The organism is Ruegeria sp. AB11 (assembly GCF_056536325.1).
This window is the reverse complement of the sequence record NZ_JBQFJO010000001.1, coordinates 3142194-3158261: the sequence shown is the minus strand read 5'-3', so window position 1 is coordinate 3158261 and position 16068 is coordinate 3142194. Positions and strand designations below refer to the sequence as shown.

The following is a 16068-nucleotide window of genomic DNA, read 5'->3' as shown; positions in this document are numbered from 1 at the left end:
CTCATTCGATGATGTTGCCGCGCAGCATGAAGCGCGCGTAGGCCACGGTTGAGACAAAGCCCAGCATGGCGATGATCATCGCGGCCTCAAAGAAAATCTCGGTTTCGATGCTCAGCCCATACAGTATCAGCAATGCGATGGTGTTAATCACCATTGTATCCAGTGCCAGTACACGGGTGCCCACGCCATCTGCAGTGATGATCCGCCAAAGGCACATCATGATCGCCGCTCCGAAACAGGCGAATGCAAAATATATCGCATATTCGATCATTCGAAAATCTCCTTAAGGCGGCGCTCGTAGCGGCTTTTGATCTGGTCGCGCACTTCCTCGGGGTTTGGCGCATCCAAGCAGTGTACCAGCAGATTGTGCCCTTGCGCGGACAGATCACAGCTAACGGTACCGGGTGTCATGGTGATAGTTCCAGCAAGTACTGTGATCGCTTCTGGCGTACGCAGTTCGAGCGGGACACAAACGAAACTAGGTTGGCGGTCGGCATCCTTTTTAAACAGGATAATTCGAGCGACTGCGATATTGGCCATCACGATATCCCACAGCACGACCAGCATGTACTCCACGACCATTGGCCAATTGCGCAGCTTGGGACGGTCAGGCCAATAGGGTTGCGTGATGAACGGAATAATGATCCCCAGCAACAAGCCGAACACAAGCGAATTCAGCGACGGCGAATTCGCCAGTAAAATCCAGACGATCGTCAGCAATACGGTCAGATGAGGGTGAGGGAATATCCGGCGTAGCAGCTTAATCATTCTTCCCTCCCCAGCACGGCCGAGATGTAGTTCTCGGGGGTAAACAACTGTTCTGCGGTTTTACTGGTGTACTGCAGTGCCGGGCCAGCAAATAGTGTGAGCAGTACCAGACCAAGAACCGCGCCAAAGACTGAGGTAAACGCAAGGGCTGCGTGTGGTTCGGGCGCAATTGCGGTGGCAACTGATTCTTCTTCTGAATCTGGTTCAGTTGGCGGGATTGCCTGTACGTCGTGGCACTTCCAGAAAATGAGTGTGCCGGCACGGGCCAATCCGACAATGGTCACGAATGATCCAATCAAGATCACAGCCCAGACCGCATTGGCATCCGGCGCCCCGCGCGAGGCGTCAAGAACAAGCAATTTGCCGATGAAGCCGGATAGTGGGGGCATGCCTGCCATCGCAATGGCACCAACAAAGAAGAGGGCCGAGATCAGCCCGGTTTGCGGCATCGGTTTAGTCGGCGTGATGGCACCTCCACGACGTTCCATCACCATATCCGCCACCAGGAATAGCAAAGCGGTCGCCAGTGTCGAATGGAAGACGTAATATAGCGCTGCCGCCGTTGCGACCTCGCTGAATAGTGAGATAGCGATGAGCAATGTTCCCATCGAAGTAATGGCGCAGAAGGCAACCATCCGTGCGATATGCTGTGAGCCCAGAATGCCTACGGCACCAACCGCCAAGGTGACCAATGCTGCAGGTTGCAACCACGCACCAACCAGGCCTTCGGTTGCGGCAACGTCCGGCCCGAAGACCAGAGTATACACCCGCAGGATAGAGTAGGCACCGACCTTTGTCATGATTGCAAACAGGGCGGCCACAGGTAGAGGCGCATTGGCATAACTTGCAGGAAGCCAGAAATGCAGCGGCAGCACGGCAGCCTTGATACAGAACACCAACAGCAGCAGAACGGCCCCAACCCGTAGCAGGGCGGTATCCGCGGGTGGAATTTCTGCGACCCGAACAGCCAGATCAGCCATGTTGAGCGTACCGGTGACGGCGTAGATAGTTCCAAGCGCAAACAGGAAAAGGGTTGAACCCAGCAGGTTGTAGGTGACGTATTGCACCCCTGCCTTCAGCCGGACCGCTCCGCCTCCGTGTGTCATGAGCCCGTACGAAGCGATCAGAAGGACCTCGAAAAACACAAAAAGGTTAAAGGCGTCCCCGGTCAGAAAGGCCCCGCAAACACCCATGAGCTGGAAATGGAAAAGGGCGTGGAAATGCTTGCCCCTATCATCCCACCCTGATCCGATGGCGTAAAGAACGATGGGCAGGGCCAGCAACGCAGTAAGCAGCACCATCATGGCCGACATCCGGTCCAATACCAGCACGATGCCGAATGGCGCAGGCCAATCGCCCAGCTCATAGACCTGGATTTCCCCGGTTGTGGCTTGCGCTGTGATGGTCAGTGCGATCCCCAGCAGCCCGACTACCCCCGCGACCGAGAATATGCGTTGCAAATCCAGATGATATCGCAGGACCATGATGATGAACGGGGCCAGGATCGCGGGCAGGACGATCGGCGCAACGATCCAGTGGTTCATGCGTCTTCTCCCGGTGCATCCACGCTGTCGCTCGCACTCATGTCAATATGGTCATCCTTCGAGGACAGATAGGCAGACAGGGCGATCATCACGATCACCGCGGTCATTCCGAACGAGATCACGATTGCCGTCAGAACCAGCGCTTGCGGCAGCGGATCGGTATAGGGCACATCTTCGTATTTGTTCAGAACGGCCGGGGCGTCCAGCGCCAAACGTCCTGTGGCGAACAGGAATACGTTCACGGCATAGGTGATCAGAGACAGGCCCAGAATAACCGGGAAGGTTCGGCGGCGCAGGATCAGGAAAATCCCGGCGGCGGTCATGACACCTACGGCAGAGGCTACGAGCGCTTCCATCAGGCCTGCTCCTTCTCATTTTCATCTTCCGGAGGATTGTCCCGCAACGGATTGATATCCATCGGAAACTCCTGCGCCATGCCCGGCTGCCAGGCGAACCGCGACAGGCTGTCGAGCGCCAGCATCACCGCCCCCAATACGGCGAGGAACACTCCGGTATCGAACAGAATTGCAGTGGCCCATTCGAACTCTTCCAGAGGTGGCCAGTGGATATAACCGAAATCACTTGTCAGGAACGGGCGCTCATTAAACCACGCGCCCAAACCGGTTGCGGCGGCAATCAGGACGCCCCAGCCGATCGTGCCGTGGTAATAGAACCGTTGCCGTTCGATGGCCCATGTGTATCCGCTGGCCATGTATTGCATCAGATATGCGATGGCGACGATGAGGCCTGCGATAAAGCCACCTCCGGGCTGGTTATGGCCACGGAAGAAGATGTAGGCACCAACCATCAAGGCAATTGGCATCATTACCCGTGTGGCAACAACCATCATCAGAGGATGCGAGTCACCCGACTGCGGCCAGTGCGGTTTGCGGTTCAGCAAATAGCCGCGCACGTTGGTGCTCAGAACCGCTTCGGTCAGGGCAAAGATGATCAGGGCGGCAATACCCAGCACGATGATTTCGCCAAACGTATCAAATCCCCGGAAGTCGACGAGGATTACGTTCACCACATTGGTGCCGCCACCGCCTTTGTAGGAATTCGCAAGATGGAAATCTGAAATCGTCGGAAAGGCGAAATCCCGCATCATCAGCGCGTAGATCAACGCGCCCGAGCCGATCCCGGCCACAACCGAAATCGCTGCATCGCGCCAGCGCCGTGCGGCGCTGCTGTCCCAAGGCGTTTCGGTGGGCAGGAAGTTCAGCGACAGCAACAACAGGATCATGGTTACAACTTCAACTGAGATCTGCGTCAGTGCCAGATCGGGGGCCGAGAGATAGTTGAACGCCATGGATACGATCAGACCGACAACCCCAATCAACACCAGCGAGAGCAGGCGGTTGCGGTGAAACCACATGATCGCAAGTGTCGCCGCGACAAGGCAAATCCAACCGATGATGGGAATGATCTGGGCCGGGAGCGGCACCCTGGTTTCTATGCCTATCGTGCCAGTTGCAAAGGCGTAGTAACCGATGCCGACCGTGAAGGCGATCAGGATGATGGCATAGCGGCTGATCACGCCGTTGTGCAGCTCATCCGTGATCCACTGGCTAAGGCGGGTCAACACGCTGATGACTGCTTCGAAGATCACCTTGGCCTCGGGTCGGGGCAGCGCATTCCAGATCTGCTCACCCCTGCGATGCAGGGACAGCAGGAATAAACCACCCAGTGTTGCTACCGCTGACATGTAAAGCGCGGGCGTGAAACCATGCCACAGTTTCAGCGAATAATAGGGCAGCTTCTCACCACCAATCACGGCGCTGGAGACAACCGCGACCAGAGGGCCGACGATCGCCGCGGAATAGAGGCCAATAAGGACCACCAGAACCACAAGGAACGCAGGCGCCAGCCACAACCCGATAGGGGGGTCATGCGGGTGAGCTGGATAATCTTTGCGTTCAGCACCCAGGAAAACATGCGCGACAAAGCGGAAGGAATAAGCGGCAGAGAACAGCGCGGCCAATAGCGCCAAACCGGGAACCAGATAATGCGAGTTCAGCCAGGTTGTGTGCACCGTCTCTTCCAGCATCATCTCTTTCGACAAGAAACCATTTAGCGGAGGCAGACCAGCCATCGACAGCGCTGCAATGGTACCGATGGTAAAGGTGATCGGCATCAGGTGACGCAATCCACCCAAGCGCTTGATGTCTCGTGTGCCGGTTTCGTGGTCAATGATACCAGCGGTCATGAACAGAGCGGCCTTGAATGTAGCGTGGTTGATGATGTGGAAGATGGCTGCCACAGCCGCGATCTTGGTGCCAAAACCCAGCAGCATGGTCACCAATCCAAGGTGTGAGACTGTCGAAAATGCAAGCAGTGCCTTGAGATCGTCCTTGAACAGCGCAATCACTGCACCCAGCAGCATGGTGATCAGCCCGGTGGTGGCGACGATATAGAACCACGCATCCGTCCCAGCCAGAACCGGCCACATCCGGGCCATCAAGAACAGACCGGCTTTTACCATCGTGGCAGAGTGCAGATAGGCTGAAACTGGTGTCGGTGCAGCCATGGCGTGCGGTAGCCAGAAATGAAACGGGAATTGTGCCGACTTGGTGAAACAGCCCAGCAGTATCAGGATCAGCGCGGGCAGGTAGTAGGGCGACGCCTGTATCAGTTCTTTGTTCTGCAGGATGACGCTTAGATCGTAGGAGCCAACGATGTTGCCCAGGATCAGCATCCCGGCGATCATCGCCAGCCCGCCTGAGCCGGTGACAGCCAGCGCCATCCGGGCACCTTGCCGCCCTTCGGGCAGATGCCTCCAATAGCCGATCAAAAGGAATGAGCTTAGGGACGTAAGTTCCCAAAAAATAAGAAGAAGCAGTATGTTGTCAGATAGAACGATACCGACCATCGCGCCCTGAAACAACAGTAGATAGGTATAGAACTGCCCCATCGGATCTTCGCGTGACAGGTAAAACCGCGCATACAGGATTATCAGCAAGCCGATCCCTAAGATCAGCAGCGCAAACAGAAAACCCAGCCCGTCGAGCATGAAATTCGCGTTCAGCCCCAGCCCCGGTATCCAGTCAAATCGCGCAGTCACCACCTCGCCGCGCATGACGCTGGGAATATGGATCAATAGTCCCATGAGGGCGAGGAATGTGGTCAGCCCTGCCGCGGAAGCTGCTGCGTTTCGTCCTGCCCGGATCAAGAGGGCTGGAAAAACAGCTCCGAGGAAGGGAAGGGCCGCGATAAGGAATAGGGACAAGTGCGATACTCCGGTCTGTGCGGTCAAGTTAGTCCTGATTTTGTAGGGAAAAATTCCGAACTGTCCAGAGATTGGGCTGTTTTTTCGAAGAGATTGACCATTGCAAAGTTGTTCGGGGGGCGATGACGATATCTTGAACAACGCGCGCGAACAGGGGCGCGAAATGGTGGCGTGCTTGTGATATGACCCAAATTTACATCAGGAGGCGCAATTTGGCAGAACACGCGATCAAAACCCGTCGATGGTTCTTGCTTGGAGCAGGAACGGTGATAGCGGGAGGCTTGGCGCTCCGGGAATACCGTTTGATTCCACAGGATTACGCAGGACATCAGATCGCGGTTTCCACTGCCCACCAGCACGTGCGGCAGGGGGATATTGTTCTGATCGACATCCGTACCCCTCGCGAATGGCGCGCAACGGGGATCGGTGAAGGTGCCTATCCGCTCGACATGCGACGCGAAGATTTTGTGCCCGTTTTGGATCAATTGCTCAAGGGCGATCGCACTGCGCCGGTGGCATTGATTTGCGCGCGTGGTGTACGTTCTGCCCGGTTAAGCAACCAACTGACCGAAGCGGGTTTCACCAATGTCATCGATGTGCCTGAGGGTATGCTGGGGTCGGCCGCCGGACCAGGTTGGGTTCGTGCTGGTCTGCCAGTCAATGATTACAAAGAGGATACGTAATGCGAGCGAGATTATGGCTGGCTTTGGGCCTTGCCTTCACGGGGGAAACCGCTCTGGCCGTTTGCGGTGATCAAGATGGGGTTTGCAAGACAGATGCAGGCGCGTATCAGATCGAGTTGCCGGCGGATGACAATCCGCCGCTAGTCGTATTCATGCATGGCTATGGTGGCACGGGTACTGGGACACTCAAGAACAGGGCAATGGTCGAACCGCTGCTGAAACGAGGCTACGCCGTGATGGCCCCCGAAGGTTCCGAGCGGAATGGTCGTCAAAGCTGGAACTTCTTCCCTGGTTGGGACGGGCGTGATGAGGCCGCATTTTTGACCGAATCCGTTCAGGATGCGGCCAATCGGTTTGACATCGACCCCGGTCGGGTAGTGCTAAGCGGTTTTTCAGCGGGTGCATTTATGGTTTATTACCTTGCCTGCGCGGCGCCGGAAACGTTCTCGGCCTATGCACCGGTTTCAGGCGGTTTCTGGAGGCCGCATCCGGAGACTTGCGAAGGACCGGTCCGTCTGTTCCACACCCACGGTTGGACAGACAATGTGGTTCCGTTGGAAGGGCGCATACTGGGCGGAGGCCGGTTCCATCAAGGTGATATCTTTGCTGGTCTCGAAATTTGGCGCGTTGCCAATGAATGCGTCGATACCAAACCCAGCGGGTTTTCAACCACTGGCCAGTTCATGCGTCGGAACTGGATGGGATGCGCTGAAGGAAGCGCGCTGGAATTCGCGCTGTTTCCAGGTGGACATACAGTGCCCAAAGGTTGGGCCGATATGATGGTGGATTGGTACGAGGGCTTACCCGGCAGTTGATTACTCTGCCGGGGTGACGATGCCCTTGCCTTCGATCAGGCGCTTCAACTCATCACGATAGCGCCGTGCTGACCGGGTGATAGCAGGCTCGCTGACGTCTTCGCGCATCCCGACCATACGACGCGCAGCGCCCGCTGATACGCCGCTGAGCGCCGAAAGCGGGATTGCCAGCGCAAGACTGATCGCGATTGGGGCCAACCAAACTGAAACGAGACCAGCAAGAATACCAACGCTCAATGCCACACCGCTTACGGTTTCAAGCGCGTGACACAAGATCAAGGTCCGCAGCCCATAGCTGCCGCCATCGCGGGCCTGCGGTGACCAGCCTTTTTGAATGCCCAGGGTGGTCCGGAAAACCGCGATCATCTGCTGCACCATCAAGATCGGAGCATAGAGAACGGACAAAACAACCTCGGACAGGAATGAGGTAAAGAACTTACGGGTGCCGCCGAAATCGGAATAGCGTACGCCGCTGAGGGGCAGGGCGGCTACGCCCAAAACCTTGGGGGCCAGCAGCATTGCGTACATCACCAAAATGATCAGTACGTGGCGTGTTTCGGACATCTCAGGCCATTGCGGGAAAAGCGGATTTTCGGGGCTGAAGTAATGCAGAACCGAGGCATCCTTGCCCTGGCCGATCAAAGCCCACATCACCAAAAGTGCAAACCATAGCGGCGACATCAGATATCCGACCGCACCGTGAAACATATGGAAGCGTGAGACTGCACGGAACCCCGTCGAACCAAGCAGTTTCAGATGCTGCAGGTTGCCCTGACACCAACGGCGGTCGCGCATGGCGTGGTCGATGAGGGTGGGTGGTGTTTCTTCATACGATCCGCGAATGCGTGGCAAAAAGCGCACGGCCCATCCGGCGCGACGCAGCAGTCCGGCCTCGACGAAATCGTGGCTCATGATCAGCTTGTCCTGCCCATTGAGAGATTTCAGCTTCGGCAAGCCCGCGCTGGAGGCAAAAGCGCTTGTGCGGATGATGGCGTTATGGCCCCAGTAATTGCCTTCTTGCCCGCACCAGCGGGCCAGACCTTCGGCAAATGCGATACCATAGACACCATTGGCAAATTGCTGCATCCGGGCGAAAACCGACTGCGCGCCGATCAGTTGCGGATAGCTCTGGATCAGGCCTGCACCCGGATCACGCGCCAGCGCGTCGGTCAAACGGCTGATCGCGCGACCTGTCATCAAGCTGTCGGCATCCAGCACCAGCATCGCATCCCAATCCGCGCCCCAGCGGCTGACCCAATCGGCAATGTTCCCGACCTTGCGATCCGTGTTTGTAGGGCGGCGGCGATAGTAAAGCTCCAAACCTGGTGCCAAGGTTGTCCGCAACGCCTCAACGCTGGCCTGTTCCTGCGCGGCGATCTCGGGTTCGCCCGTGTCGGACAGGATGAACATTGCATAATGGTGCTGACCGCCGCGTTGCTGCAGGTCTTCAAGCATTGTGCGAGCATTGCCCAGAACGTTCCAGGGTACCTCGTTGTAGACCGGCGTCAACAGCGCCACGCGCAGCGGCTGCGGTCGGCCTTCGCGTTTGGGCTGCTCCTGACGGGACAGCGAAACCATGCCCAGCAACACGGTACAGACCGTGAAAGAAATCCAGAAGAAGTTGAAAGAGATCAACGTTAGCAGGATACCTTCGACAAGGTTGATCCCCTCGGCGCTGAACCATTCAGACATGACCCAGAGCAGGCCCAACGTCGCGGCCATTGCTGGTGAAAAGGCCAGCGCACGCCAGAATCCGGCTGATGGTCTCCGGCCGCCAGTCGGGGCCTGCGCATCGCGGAACCCCTGCGCAAAGTTCTGCGCAGGCATCGCCAGAGAGGCCTCGGGCGGCATGATATGAAGATCGCGGCTCATGAGGTCCAACGGTATAGCCAGACTTCAGAGGCCGGCTGTTTGTCTTTCAGCAATTGCGCGCGCAATTCGACATGGTTGCGTTCACCAGGTTCAAACGAGAACGCCAGTCGTAATCCACCTGTATCTGGATTACGCTGCAACACCCCGTCCGACGTCTCAGCATGAGGCGAGTCGACAAAAACAGTCATCTCCTCGGGGTCGTCAAACAGATCGCTTGGTTCAAAGTCGATCACGGCCAACCGTCCTTCGCCAAAGGTGTTATCGCCCATGGCCGTATTGATGACCCGCGCAACGGGTGTGCGCTGAGGCTCTTCGCCCCAGATCAGGCGATAGGACATATCAACCTGGCTGCCTGCTGCGTACGGCTCCATTGGTCGCCAATAGGCGACGATATTGTCATAGATTTCCTGATCTGCGGGTATTTCTACCAGCGTGACAGACCCCTTGCCCCAGTCCCCATTGGGCTCGACCCACAGGCTGGGGCGCTTGTGATAGTTGGCCTCAAGATCAGCGTAGTCCGAGAATTCGCGCTTACGCTGCATCAGGCCAAAGCCACGTGGATTCATATCCACAAAGGAGGCGATCTGCAGGCGGGTTGGATTGGCCAATGGCCGCCATAGGACTTCGCCCGCACCATTCCGGATCAGCAACCCGTCGCTGTCGTGAACTGCGGGGCGAAAATCATCGAACCGGCTGTGATTGGTCTGATCGAACAGGAACATGGATGTGCCTGGTGCGATGCCGACATGGGTCAGTTCGGTGCGTGGAAACAGCGTTGCGCTGACGTCCATGACGGTGTCGTCGCCTGGTGTGATTTCAAACCGGTACGCACCGCTGACGCTGGGGCTGTCCATCAGGGCGTGGACCACCATGTTCCGCTGTCCTGATGCGGGCTTTTCGAGCCAGAAGCGAATGAAATCGGGAAATTCCTCCCCATCGGGATCGCCGGTTTTCAGCGCCAAACCGCGTGCTGACAAACCATAGGCTTCGTGTAAACCGATCGCGCGGAAATAGCTGGCACCCTGAAAGACGCAGAACTCGTCGGTCAACCCGGGCCGATGCATCTCGGCACGCAGTCGGAACCCCGAAAAGCCCAGTGTTTCATCCGCAGGCAAAGCGGGAACGTCTTCGCTTTTTGTGAACATGTCCAGATCAAAGGCAACAGGTGTCACATGACCATGGTCGACGGTTGAAATTTGCACTGCGCGAGGGAAGTAAAGTCCGGGTGCGAAGAAATCGACTTCGAACGGTGACTTGGTGTTGTACCAAAGGCCTTTTTCCAACTGGAAACGGATCGAGCGATATTGCTCATAGTTCAGATCCTGCCATTCTTGCGGCACCATCTCGCGTTCTACATAAGGGCGGCTGGCCAGATCGCGCGCCATTTCGATAACTGTGTTGCGGTCAAAGGCGACCTCACCGCCGGTCGCATGAGCTGCCGGAGCGAGGATCAATGCCGTTGATGAGGCGAGGAAAGCGCGGCGTGTAAAATTCATTTCTTAGTCTTCCAAGGGTGTGACTTAAACCACGCGGCCAGATAGGCCACGCCGATGATCATGGCAAAGCCAATCATGTTGGCGACAAAGACACTGGCAACATCCCGCCCACTAAGGTCCAATCCGACGCCGATAAGTCGCGCTGCAGCCATGGAAAATACAAAGACCGCAAGCGACTGCTGTCCGACTTTGGTGATGACACTCAGCAGGAACTGCCAAACCTTCGCTGCGGCTCCCTGACCGGTGACGATCAGGCGGTGGCCATGCTCACCGGCAACAACCCAGCCCAGATAGGCCAGTGAGAGGAAATGCAAATATCGGAAAAGGCCAAAGTCTGTCTTGTTGCGGAACTCTTTGGTAACCGGCCAGACTTTACGGATTTCATCAGCGAGATCGGGTGCTGCGGCATTTATCCAGGTAAAAACCTTCCACGAACCAAACGGCATCGAGAAGATCAGGAATAATGAGGCCGCCCAGATCAACGTTTTTGAAACCGGCGGGGCGGGAATCCAGCCGCGCATGAACGCGAAGCCAGTGAAGAACAGCAATTGCCAGCCAAACGGGTTGAAGAACCATTGCCGGTCCGACCAGGGCTCTGCAGGCAGATCAAGGTAATCGTATTGCGCGATCAGCCAGATCGTGACCGATGCCAGCGCGACTGCCCAGAATCCGACGCGATAGAGCCACATGAACAGCGGCATCATCGCAAGCACCACCAGATACATCGGTAGGATGTCAAAATAGTTGGGCACATAGGTCAGAGTGAACAGTCCCACGATCTGCGGTGCAGGGTCATTGAAGAAATGCTGCAGGTTCAGCGACGAGATATAGTTTTTCTCGAACAGCCCGCTTTGGTTCAGCGCTGCCATGGTCATAGCGACGAAGAAAAACAGACAAATATGGGCCCAATAGACCTGCCAGATACGGAACGAGACGCGCGCGGTGCCCAACAACCAGCCCTTGCGCATGAACGCTCCGCCAAAGGCGATGGCCGAGGCCATGCCGGAGCAGAAAACAAAGATTTCGGTTGCATCCGAAAACCCGAACCGAGCGGGAATCCACTTAGCCCAAGGATCGTTAGGGATATGGGCAATCAGTATGATGAACATCGCGATCCCGCGATAGAAATCGAGGCGCGGGTCGCGCGTGCGGGCAGGGGCAGCGCTTTGAGACGCCACCGGAGCAAAATCAGAAGCGGGCGATGCAGTCGCCATACGGTTTCTGTCCTTCTTGGTCTTTTTTGTTGTTCTTATTCGGCGGGGACGCTTTGTGCGTCGCCATTGTCGCGTGCGGCCTCGATCAATGCGCGGCGGGCGAGGGCATAGTTGTCTTCGCCACCGGAGCGCTTGGCGCGGCGGTCGTCAAGAATGCGCTCGACAGCATCCAGACGGCCGGCGCGCAGGCCTGAATCAATTGTGATGCGCTCGAATACATCACGTTGGGCGTGGCTGCCACCAGCCAGCTGCATTCCACCACGTGCGTCTGACAAAAAGTCAAAGGCTTGGCCATAGAGGCCTTCGCCAAAGGCCTCAAGCCCCTTGGCCGCAGCGACGCCGGGATCAGACATGCGGATCGGCGTATCGCCCTGGTTACGCTGGGCATCGCTCTGGATGCGGTGCAGTATTTTGCTGGTCGCATCCGAACGGTTGTCGCCAGTCAGGGCCAGCAAGTAATGCAGGTCGGCAAAGATCAGGCAGCCGTCTTCGGTTCGGGCAGCGCTGAGATCGGCCAGTTCTTCCCAGCGGTTGCCGACATCCACCCCTTCAAGCTCTAGCCGGGACAGCAGCGAAGTCGCATTCGAGATATCGCGGTAATCGTCGGTCTTGTCCTGACGGATGTGGTGATCATACAAAGCCATCACTTGATCGACCTGACCCAGATCCAGATGCATCAGCGCCTTGTGCCACCACACATGATAGCGGAAATTGTTGCAATGCGCCCAGGCATCCTCGCGCCCCGCAAGCCAGTCAAGGCCCAACTGAGCATTTCCCGTCATCTCATGCACATGCGCGACGGCGTGCAATCCCCAAGCATCGTCGGAAACCATCCAAAGAGCCTGACGCCCGGCGATCTCGGCTTTCTCGTAGGCACCCGTTTCCTCAAGAGCAAATGAATGGCAGCCCAGCAGATATCCACGCCCGGCGTGGTCGGGTTCGTAAGCGGGCATCACGCGCTCAATCGAACGGCGCATACCTTGCGAATCTCCCAAAACGAACCGAGTGGCGTGGCTGAGTTTCATCGCCAGGGTGTCCGTGGGGTGCGCCCGAAGGATCTCTTCGAATTTCTGTATCGCTTGCGTGGGGAGGTCAGCCATATACATCGCCAGTGCCTCGACATACAGCTTTTCACGGTCCGAAACCGGCTGACGCTCCATCGCTGCATTGGCTGCGGTCAGCGCTTCGGCCGCGACCGCGATCATCTCGCGGCGACCCAGCAGGACCATGAACAGACCTTTGATCGCGTGACCCAGGGCAAAGTCCGGCTCAAGCTCCAGCACCTTGCCCAGATGCTGCGGCGTTACGGCTGCGTGCGCCATGAACCCAAGGAGAACACCATCCCACGCCTCGACGCTTGCGGGCTGGGTCAGGGTGTTCATCTGTCCAAAGACGTCTTGTTTCATGCTCGGGTCCAATCTGATTGCGGCATTCTGTAGTGTTTGATGTAACAGAGTGTGCCGCGGGGTCGTAACAGTATCGACCCTGCTCTCGAATTGGTGAAAACGCGTGTGTGGAAAACGCGAAAAAAACCGCCGATTCAAGGGCATGTTTCAGCAACTTGCCGCCTAATCAGGCAGAGTGTTTCAATCTTCGAAGGGATTTTCTGCGTTTAGAACAGCTTGTGTGTCAGCGCCACAGACTGGAGGTGCACTGCGATATGTTACAGGTGTACGGGACAGGTTCAGAGGGTTTCCGATCAATTGCACCTCACCGGGGTCGGCTTGCATGGTGACCTGCATCTGCCGGGCAGCAACTTGATCAGAGGCAAAGACCTGATCAAGTGTTTGCACAGGACCAACCGGTACTTTCAATTCTTCCAGTCCTGCAATAACGCGGCTGGTATCCAGCGCCTGTACGGCAGGGCGAACGATTGCATTCAATGCGTCACGATTTTCAAGACGGGCAGGATTGGTGGCAAATCGCGGATCGTCAGCAAGCTCTGGGTGTTGGATGAAACTGCAGAATCTTTTGAACTGGCTGTCGTTTCCGACCGCAAGAATCACGTGCCCGTCGCTGGTTGCATATACGTCGTAAGGGACAATGTTTGGATGCCCGTTGCCGCGCCGTTGAGGCACATTGCCCGAGGTCAGGTAGTTCACCCCCTCATTGATCAGCCAAGCCACTTGCGAATCGACTAGCGCAAGGTCGACTTGCTGGCCCTCATCAGTCAGATCGCGATGTCGCAGAGCGGCCAGAATACCGACGCAGGCATACATGCCGCACATCACATCGGCGATGCCAACACCCACCTTCATTGGTGCGCCTTCGGGATCTCCAGTCAGTGACATAACCCCGCCATAGCCTTGTGCCATCAGGTCATAACCGGGTTTCGATGCGTTCGGACCGGTCTGCCCGTAACCCGAGATCGAGCAATAGACGAGGCTGGGAAACTCTTTGGACAGGGTGGCGTAGTCGAGCCCGTATTTCGCCAGTCCGCCTGGCTTGAAGTTCTCGATCAGGATATCCGCATGAGACGCCAGCCGCCGGATTTCCGCTTGTCCTTCCGCCGAGGCGATATCCAAAGCGACCGATTTCTTGTTTCGATTGGATGACATGAAATAGGCGCTCAGATCCGAGCGGTTGCCATCCGCATCTTCGACGTAGGGAGGGCCCCATTGCCGCGTGTCGTCACCTCCGGTCGCGGGGTTTTCGATCTTGATGACGGTGGCTCCCAAATCACCCAGCAGTTGCGTGCAGGTCGGACCAGCCAGAATGCGCGACAGATCCAGTACCTTGACGCCCTTCAGGGGTCCTTCAGATGCGGCCATCATATCCTCCACGGTCGATTTCCGCAGCAATGACAGTGAATTTGTCGGCTTTCAACGCCTGATCCAGCGCTGCCCGCAATTCGTCGCGGTTGCGCACCGTATGACCGTACCCGCCAAAGGCGCGCCCCATGGCGGCAAAGTCATGGCGGTCGAAATCGACACCTCGATTGCCCATCTGGCGTTGGCGTTGCTTCAATTCGATCAGGGCAAGGCTGGCATCGACAAACACAAGAAAGATCGGGTTTCCGCCCATTTCAGCGGCAGTCGAAAGCTCTCCGGCGACCATCAGAAACCCGGCGTCGCCCGAGAAGCTGATCACGGGGCGGTCCGGTTCTGCCAGTTTCAGGCCAATCGCCATTGGAACAGCGCACCCCATTGTGCATAGCGCCGAAGACTGGATCAGCCCACGCTCCTCTGAACACTCCCACATCTGGCTGAGCAGAATGCGATGGGCGCCACTGTCGGCGGTGGCGAGTGACTCAGTTGGTAGCACTGCACGGGTTTCCGCGATGATCGCCGCCGGTCCCCAGTCTTCATCGGTTGGGAAGGCTTCTGCCAGTGCTGTCTTGACTTGATCCGGTTCACCATTCGGCCAAGTCTTGCGGGCAGGGTTGCCCTTGGCGATGGCCTCAAGCGTTGCGCTGGTGTCCGCCACCAAATTTAATCCGGCCTGATGCATATAGTGATCGTTCACTACTGCAGCAATGTCGATCACTCGCTTGTCTTCCGGGTCCCAAATCTCGCGCCAGCCAGGGCGCATTTCTATGGGGTCATAGCCCAGGCATAGCACCAGATCAGCTTGTTCCACCAACGGGATCAGATGCTTGTCGGCCAGCGGCGAAAGACCCGCCCCACCCAGACATAGCGGATGATCCTCGGGCACCACCCCCTTGGCCTTGTAGGTCGTGACGAAGGGAATGTTGAAATGCTCCAAAAACGCCCGCACGACACAGCGCGAGTCGTCATAAAGAACATCGAGGCCAATGATCGCCAAGGGGCGTTCGGCCTCGGCCACCCAACGGCGGGCCTTTTCCAGACACTCAGCGCCAGGTGCGACGGGTGCGACTTTCGCGAGACGACGGCGTTTAACCCCCGATACGCGCGTATCGGCCACCGAGATTGGCACATCGATGTGCACCGGACCGGGGCGCGGCTGGTTCGCAAACGATACCGCCTTGTCGGCGATGATATCGGCCCCGTCAGCAGTTAGCATGAATGTGCCCTTGGTGATCGAGCGGTAGACTTGCGAGTGATCCATCACCTGATGAGTGTAGGTCAGCGCTTCGTCCGCATCGACGCATCCGGTCAACACGATCATCGGAACGCGATCCTGCAATGCGTTCGCGACCACGTTGATCCCATTCATTGCGCCCGGGCCAAGCGTGGCCACCAGAATCGCAGGCGCGCCATCGCGATGATGAACGGCTTCGGCCATGAAACCGGCTGCGTTTTCATGTTTGGTCAGATGAAAGGTGATACCTGCGCTTTCCAGCGCATCCACCAATGTCAGAACCTCGCCACCGGGCATTCCGAACGCGTGGCGGCATCCGGCCTCGAAAAGGCGTTGTGCCAACAGATCCGCAGCGCGGGGGGACAGGTCCTGCATCAATCAAGCTCCGACAAGTTTATCTTTCAGCAGATTGCGGAGGACGCGCCCGGACGCAAGCAGCTTCACATCA

Annotated in this window: 13 protein-coding genes; 2 read left to right on the top strand and 11 right to left on the bottom strand. The window is 57.2% G+C overall.

Annotated elements, in window-relative coordinates; all coding sequences use genetic code 11:
* Window position 1: 1 nt before the first annotated feature.
* The 5 genes from ACR3EJ_RS15790 to ACR3EJ_RS15770 are packed head-to-tail and all read right to left on the bottom strand — an operon-like array spanning window position 2 to window position 5538.
* Window positions 2-271 (bottom strand): K+/H+ antiporter subunit F, encoded by a 270-nt coding sequence (locus tag ACR3EJ_RS15790; protein WP_010438928.1) that lies wholly within the window; start codon window positions 269-271, stop codon window positions 2-4.
* On the bottom strand, window positions 268-765 hold the full coding sequence (locus ACR3EJ_RS15785) for a Na+/H+ antiporter subunit E (protein WP_170540348.1): 498 nt from the start codon (window positions 763-765) through the stop codon (window positions 268-270). The genes ACR3EJ_RS15790 and ACR3EJ_RS15785 overlap by 4 nt, the downstream gene beginning before the upstream one ends.
* On the bottom strand, window positions 765-2312 hold the full coding sequence (locus tag ACR3EJ_RS15780) for a monovalent cation/H+ antiporter subunit D (RefSeq protein ID WP_170538769.1): 1548 nt from the start codon (window positions 2310-2312) through the stop codon (window positions 765-767). Before ACR3EJ_RS15780 ends, ACR3EJ_RS15785 begins: the two co-directional genes overlap by 1 nt.
* The gene (locus ACR3EJ_RS15775) at window positions 2309-2668 is read right to left on the bottom strand and encodes a Na+/H+ antiporter subunit C (protein WP_010438934.1); all 360 of its coding nucleotides are present in this window, start codon (window positions 2666-2668) and stop codon (window positions 2309-2311) included. Before ACR3EJ_RS15775 ends, ACR3EJ_RS15780 begins: the two co-directional genes overlap by 4 nt.
* Window positions 2668-5538 (bottom strand): monovalent cation/H+ antiporter subunit A, encoded by a 2871-nt coding sequence (locus ACR3EJ_RS15770; RefSeq protein ID WP_170538770.1) that lies wholly within the window; start codon window positions 5536-5538, stop codon window positions 2668-2670. The genes ACR3EJ_RS15775 and ACR3EJ_RS15770 overlap by 1 nt, the downstream gene beginning before the upstream one ends.
* 212 nt (window positions 5539-5750) lie before the next feature.
* Here ACR3EJ_RS15770 and ACR3EJ_RS15765 point away from each other — a divergent pair, with 212 nt between their 5' ends.
* Both ACR3EJ_RS15765 and ACR3EJ_RS15760 read left to right on the top strand, forming a co-directional pair.
* Entirely contained in the window at window positions 5751-6221 is a 471-nt protein-coding gene (locus ACR3EJ_RS15765; protein WP_480423109.1) for a rhodanese-like domain-containing protein, read from the top strand.
* Window positions 6221-7036, top strand: coding sequence for a CE1 family esterase (locus ACR3EJ_RS15760; protein WP_170538775.1), 816 nt, complete (start codon window positions 6221-6223; stop codon window positions 7034-7036). The genes ACR3EJ_RS15765 and ACR3EJ_RS15760 overlap by 1 nt, the downstream gene beginning before the upstream one ends.
* On the opposite strand, the gene mdoH is transcribed toward ACR3EJ_RS15760, so the two are convergent.
* The 6 genes from mdoH to ACR3EJ_RS15730 all read right to left on the bottom strand — a co-directional run bounded on the left by mdoH (window position 7037) and on the right by ACR3EJ_RS15730 (window position 15995).
* The gene (gene mdoH, locus ACR3EJ_RS15755) at window positions 7037-8908 is read right to left on the bottom strand and encodes a glucans biosynthesis glucosyltransferase MdoH (protein WP_170538777.1); all 1872 of its coding nucleotides are present in this window, start codon (window positions 8906-8908) and stop codon (window positions 7037-7039) included.
* Window positions 8905-10404 carry a glucan biosynthesis protein G gene (locus tag ACR3EJ_RS15750; protein WP_170538779.1) on the bottom strand — a complete coding sequence of 500 codons (1500 nt, stop codon included), beginning with the start codon at window positions 10402-10404 and terminating at the stop codon, window positions 8905-8907. Before ACR3EJ_RS15750 ends, mdoH begins: the two co-directional genes overlap by 4 nt.
* A complete protein-coding gene (locus tag ACR3EJ_RS15745; protein WP_170703496.1) occupies window positions 10401-11618 on the bottom strand; it encodes an OpgC domain-containing protein in 1218 nt (405 codons plus the stop codon). The genes ACR3EJ_RS15750 and ACR3EJ_RS15745 overlap by 4 nt, the downstream gene beginning before the upstream one ends.
* 35 nt (window positions 11619-11653) lie before the next feature.
* Window positions 11654-13024, bottom strand: a complete 1371-nt coding sequence (locus tag ACR3EJ_RS15740; protein WP_170538783.1) for a tetratricopeptide repeat protein — start codon at window positions 13022-13024, stop codon at window positions 11654-11656.
* Between the two features lie 180 nt (window positions 13025-13204).
* A complete protein-coding gene (locus tag ACR3EJ_RS15735) occupies window positions 13205-14389 on the bottom strand; it encodes a CoA transferase (protein WP_170538785.1) in 1185 nt (394 codons plus the stop codon).
* Window positions 14376-15995 carry a thiamine pyrophosphate-binding protein gene (locus ACR3EJ_RS15730; protein ID WP_170538787.1) on the bottom strand — a complete coding sequence of 540 codons (1620 nt, stop codon included), beginning with the start codon at window positions 15993-15995 and terminating at the stop codon, window positions 14376-14378. The genes ACR3EJ_RS15735 and ACR3EJ_RS15730 overlap by 14 nt, the downstream gene beginning before the upstream one ends.
* Between the last annotated feature and the right edge of the window lie 73 nt (window positions 15996-16068).

Excerpts from the sequence above, each read along its gene's own strand:
- ACR3EJ_RS15745 (WP_170703496.1), bottom strand. The coding sequence starts at position 11,618 with ATGGCGACTGCATCGCCCGCTTCTGATTTTGCTCCGGTGGCGTCTCAA.
- ACR3EJ_RS15740 (WP_170538783.1), bottom strand. The coding sequence starts at position 13,024 with ATGAAACAAGACGTCTTTGGACAGATGAACACCCTGACCCAGCCCGCA.
- ACR3EJ_RS15775 (WP_010438934.1), bottom strand. The coding sequence starts at position 2,668 with ATGGAAGCGCTCGTAGCCTCTGCCGTAGGTGTCATGACCGCCGCCGGG.
- ACR3EJ_RS15735 (WP_170538785.1), bottom strand. The coding sequence starts at position 14,389 with ATGGCCGCATCTGAAGGACCCCTGAAGGGCGTCAAGGTACTGGATCTG.
- ACR3EJ_RS15760 (WP_170538775.1), top strand. The coding sequence starts at position 6,221 with ATGCGAGCGAGATTATGGCTGGCTTTGGGCCTTGCCTTCACGGGGGAA.
- ACR3EJ_RS15750 (WP_170538779.1), bottom strand. The coding sequence starts at position 10,404 with ATGAATTTTACACGCCGCGCTTTCCTCGCCTCATCAACGGCATTGATC.
- ACR3EJ_RS15730 (WP_170538787.1), bottom strand. The coding sequence starts at position 15,995 with ATGCAGGACCTGTCCCCCCGCGCTGCGGATCTGTTGGCACAACGCCTT.
- ACR3EJ_RS15790 (WP_010438928.1), bottom strand. The coding sequence starts at position 271 with ATGATCGAATATGCGATATATTTTGCATTCGCCTGTTTCGGAGCGGCG.
- mdoH (WP_170538777.1), bottom strand. The coding sequence starts at position 8,908 with ATGAGCCGCGATCTTCATATCATGCCGCCCGAGGCCTCTCTGGCGATG.
- ACR3EJ_RS15780 (WP_170538769.1), bottom strand. The coding sequence starts at position 2,312 with ATGAACCACTGGATCGTTGCGCCGATCGTCCTGCCCGCGATCCTGGCC.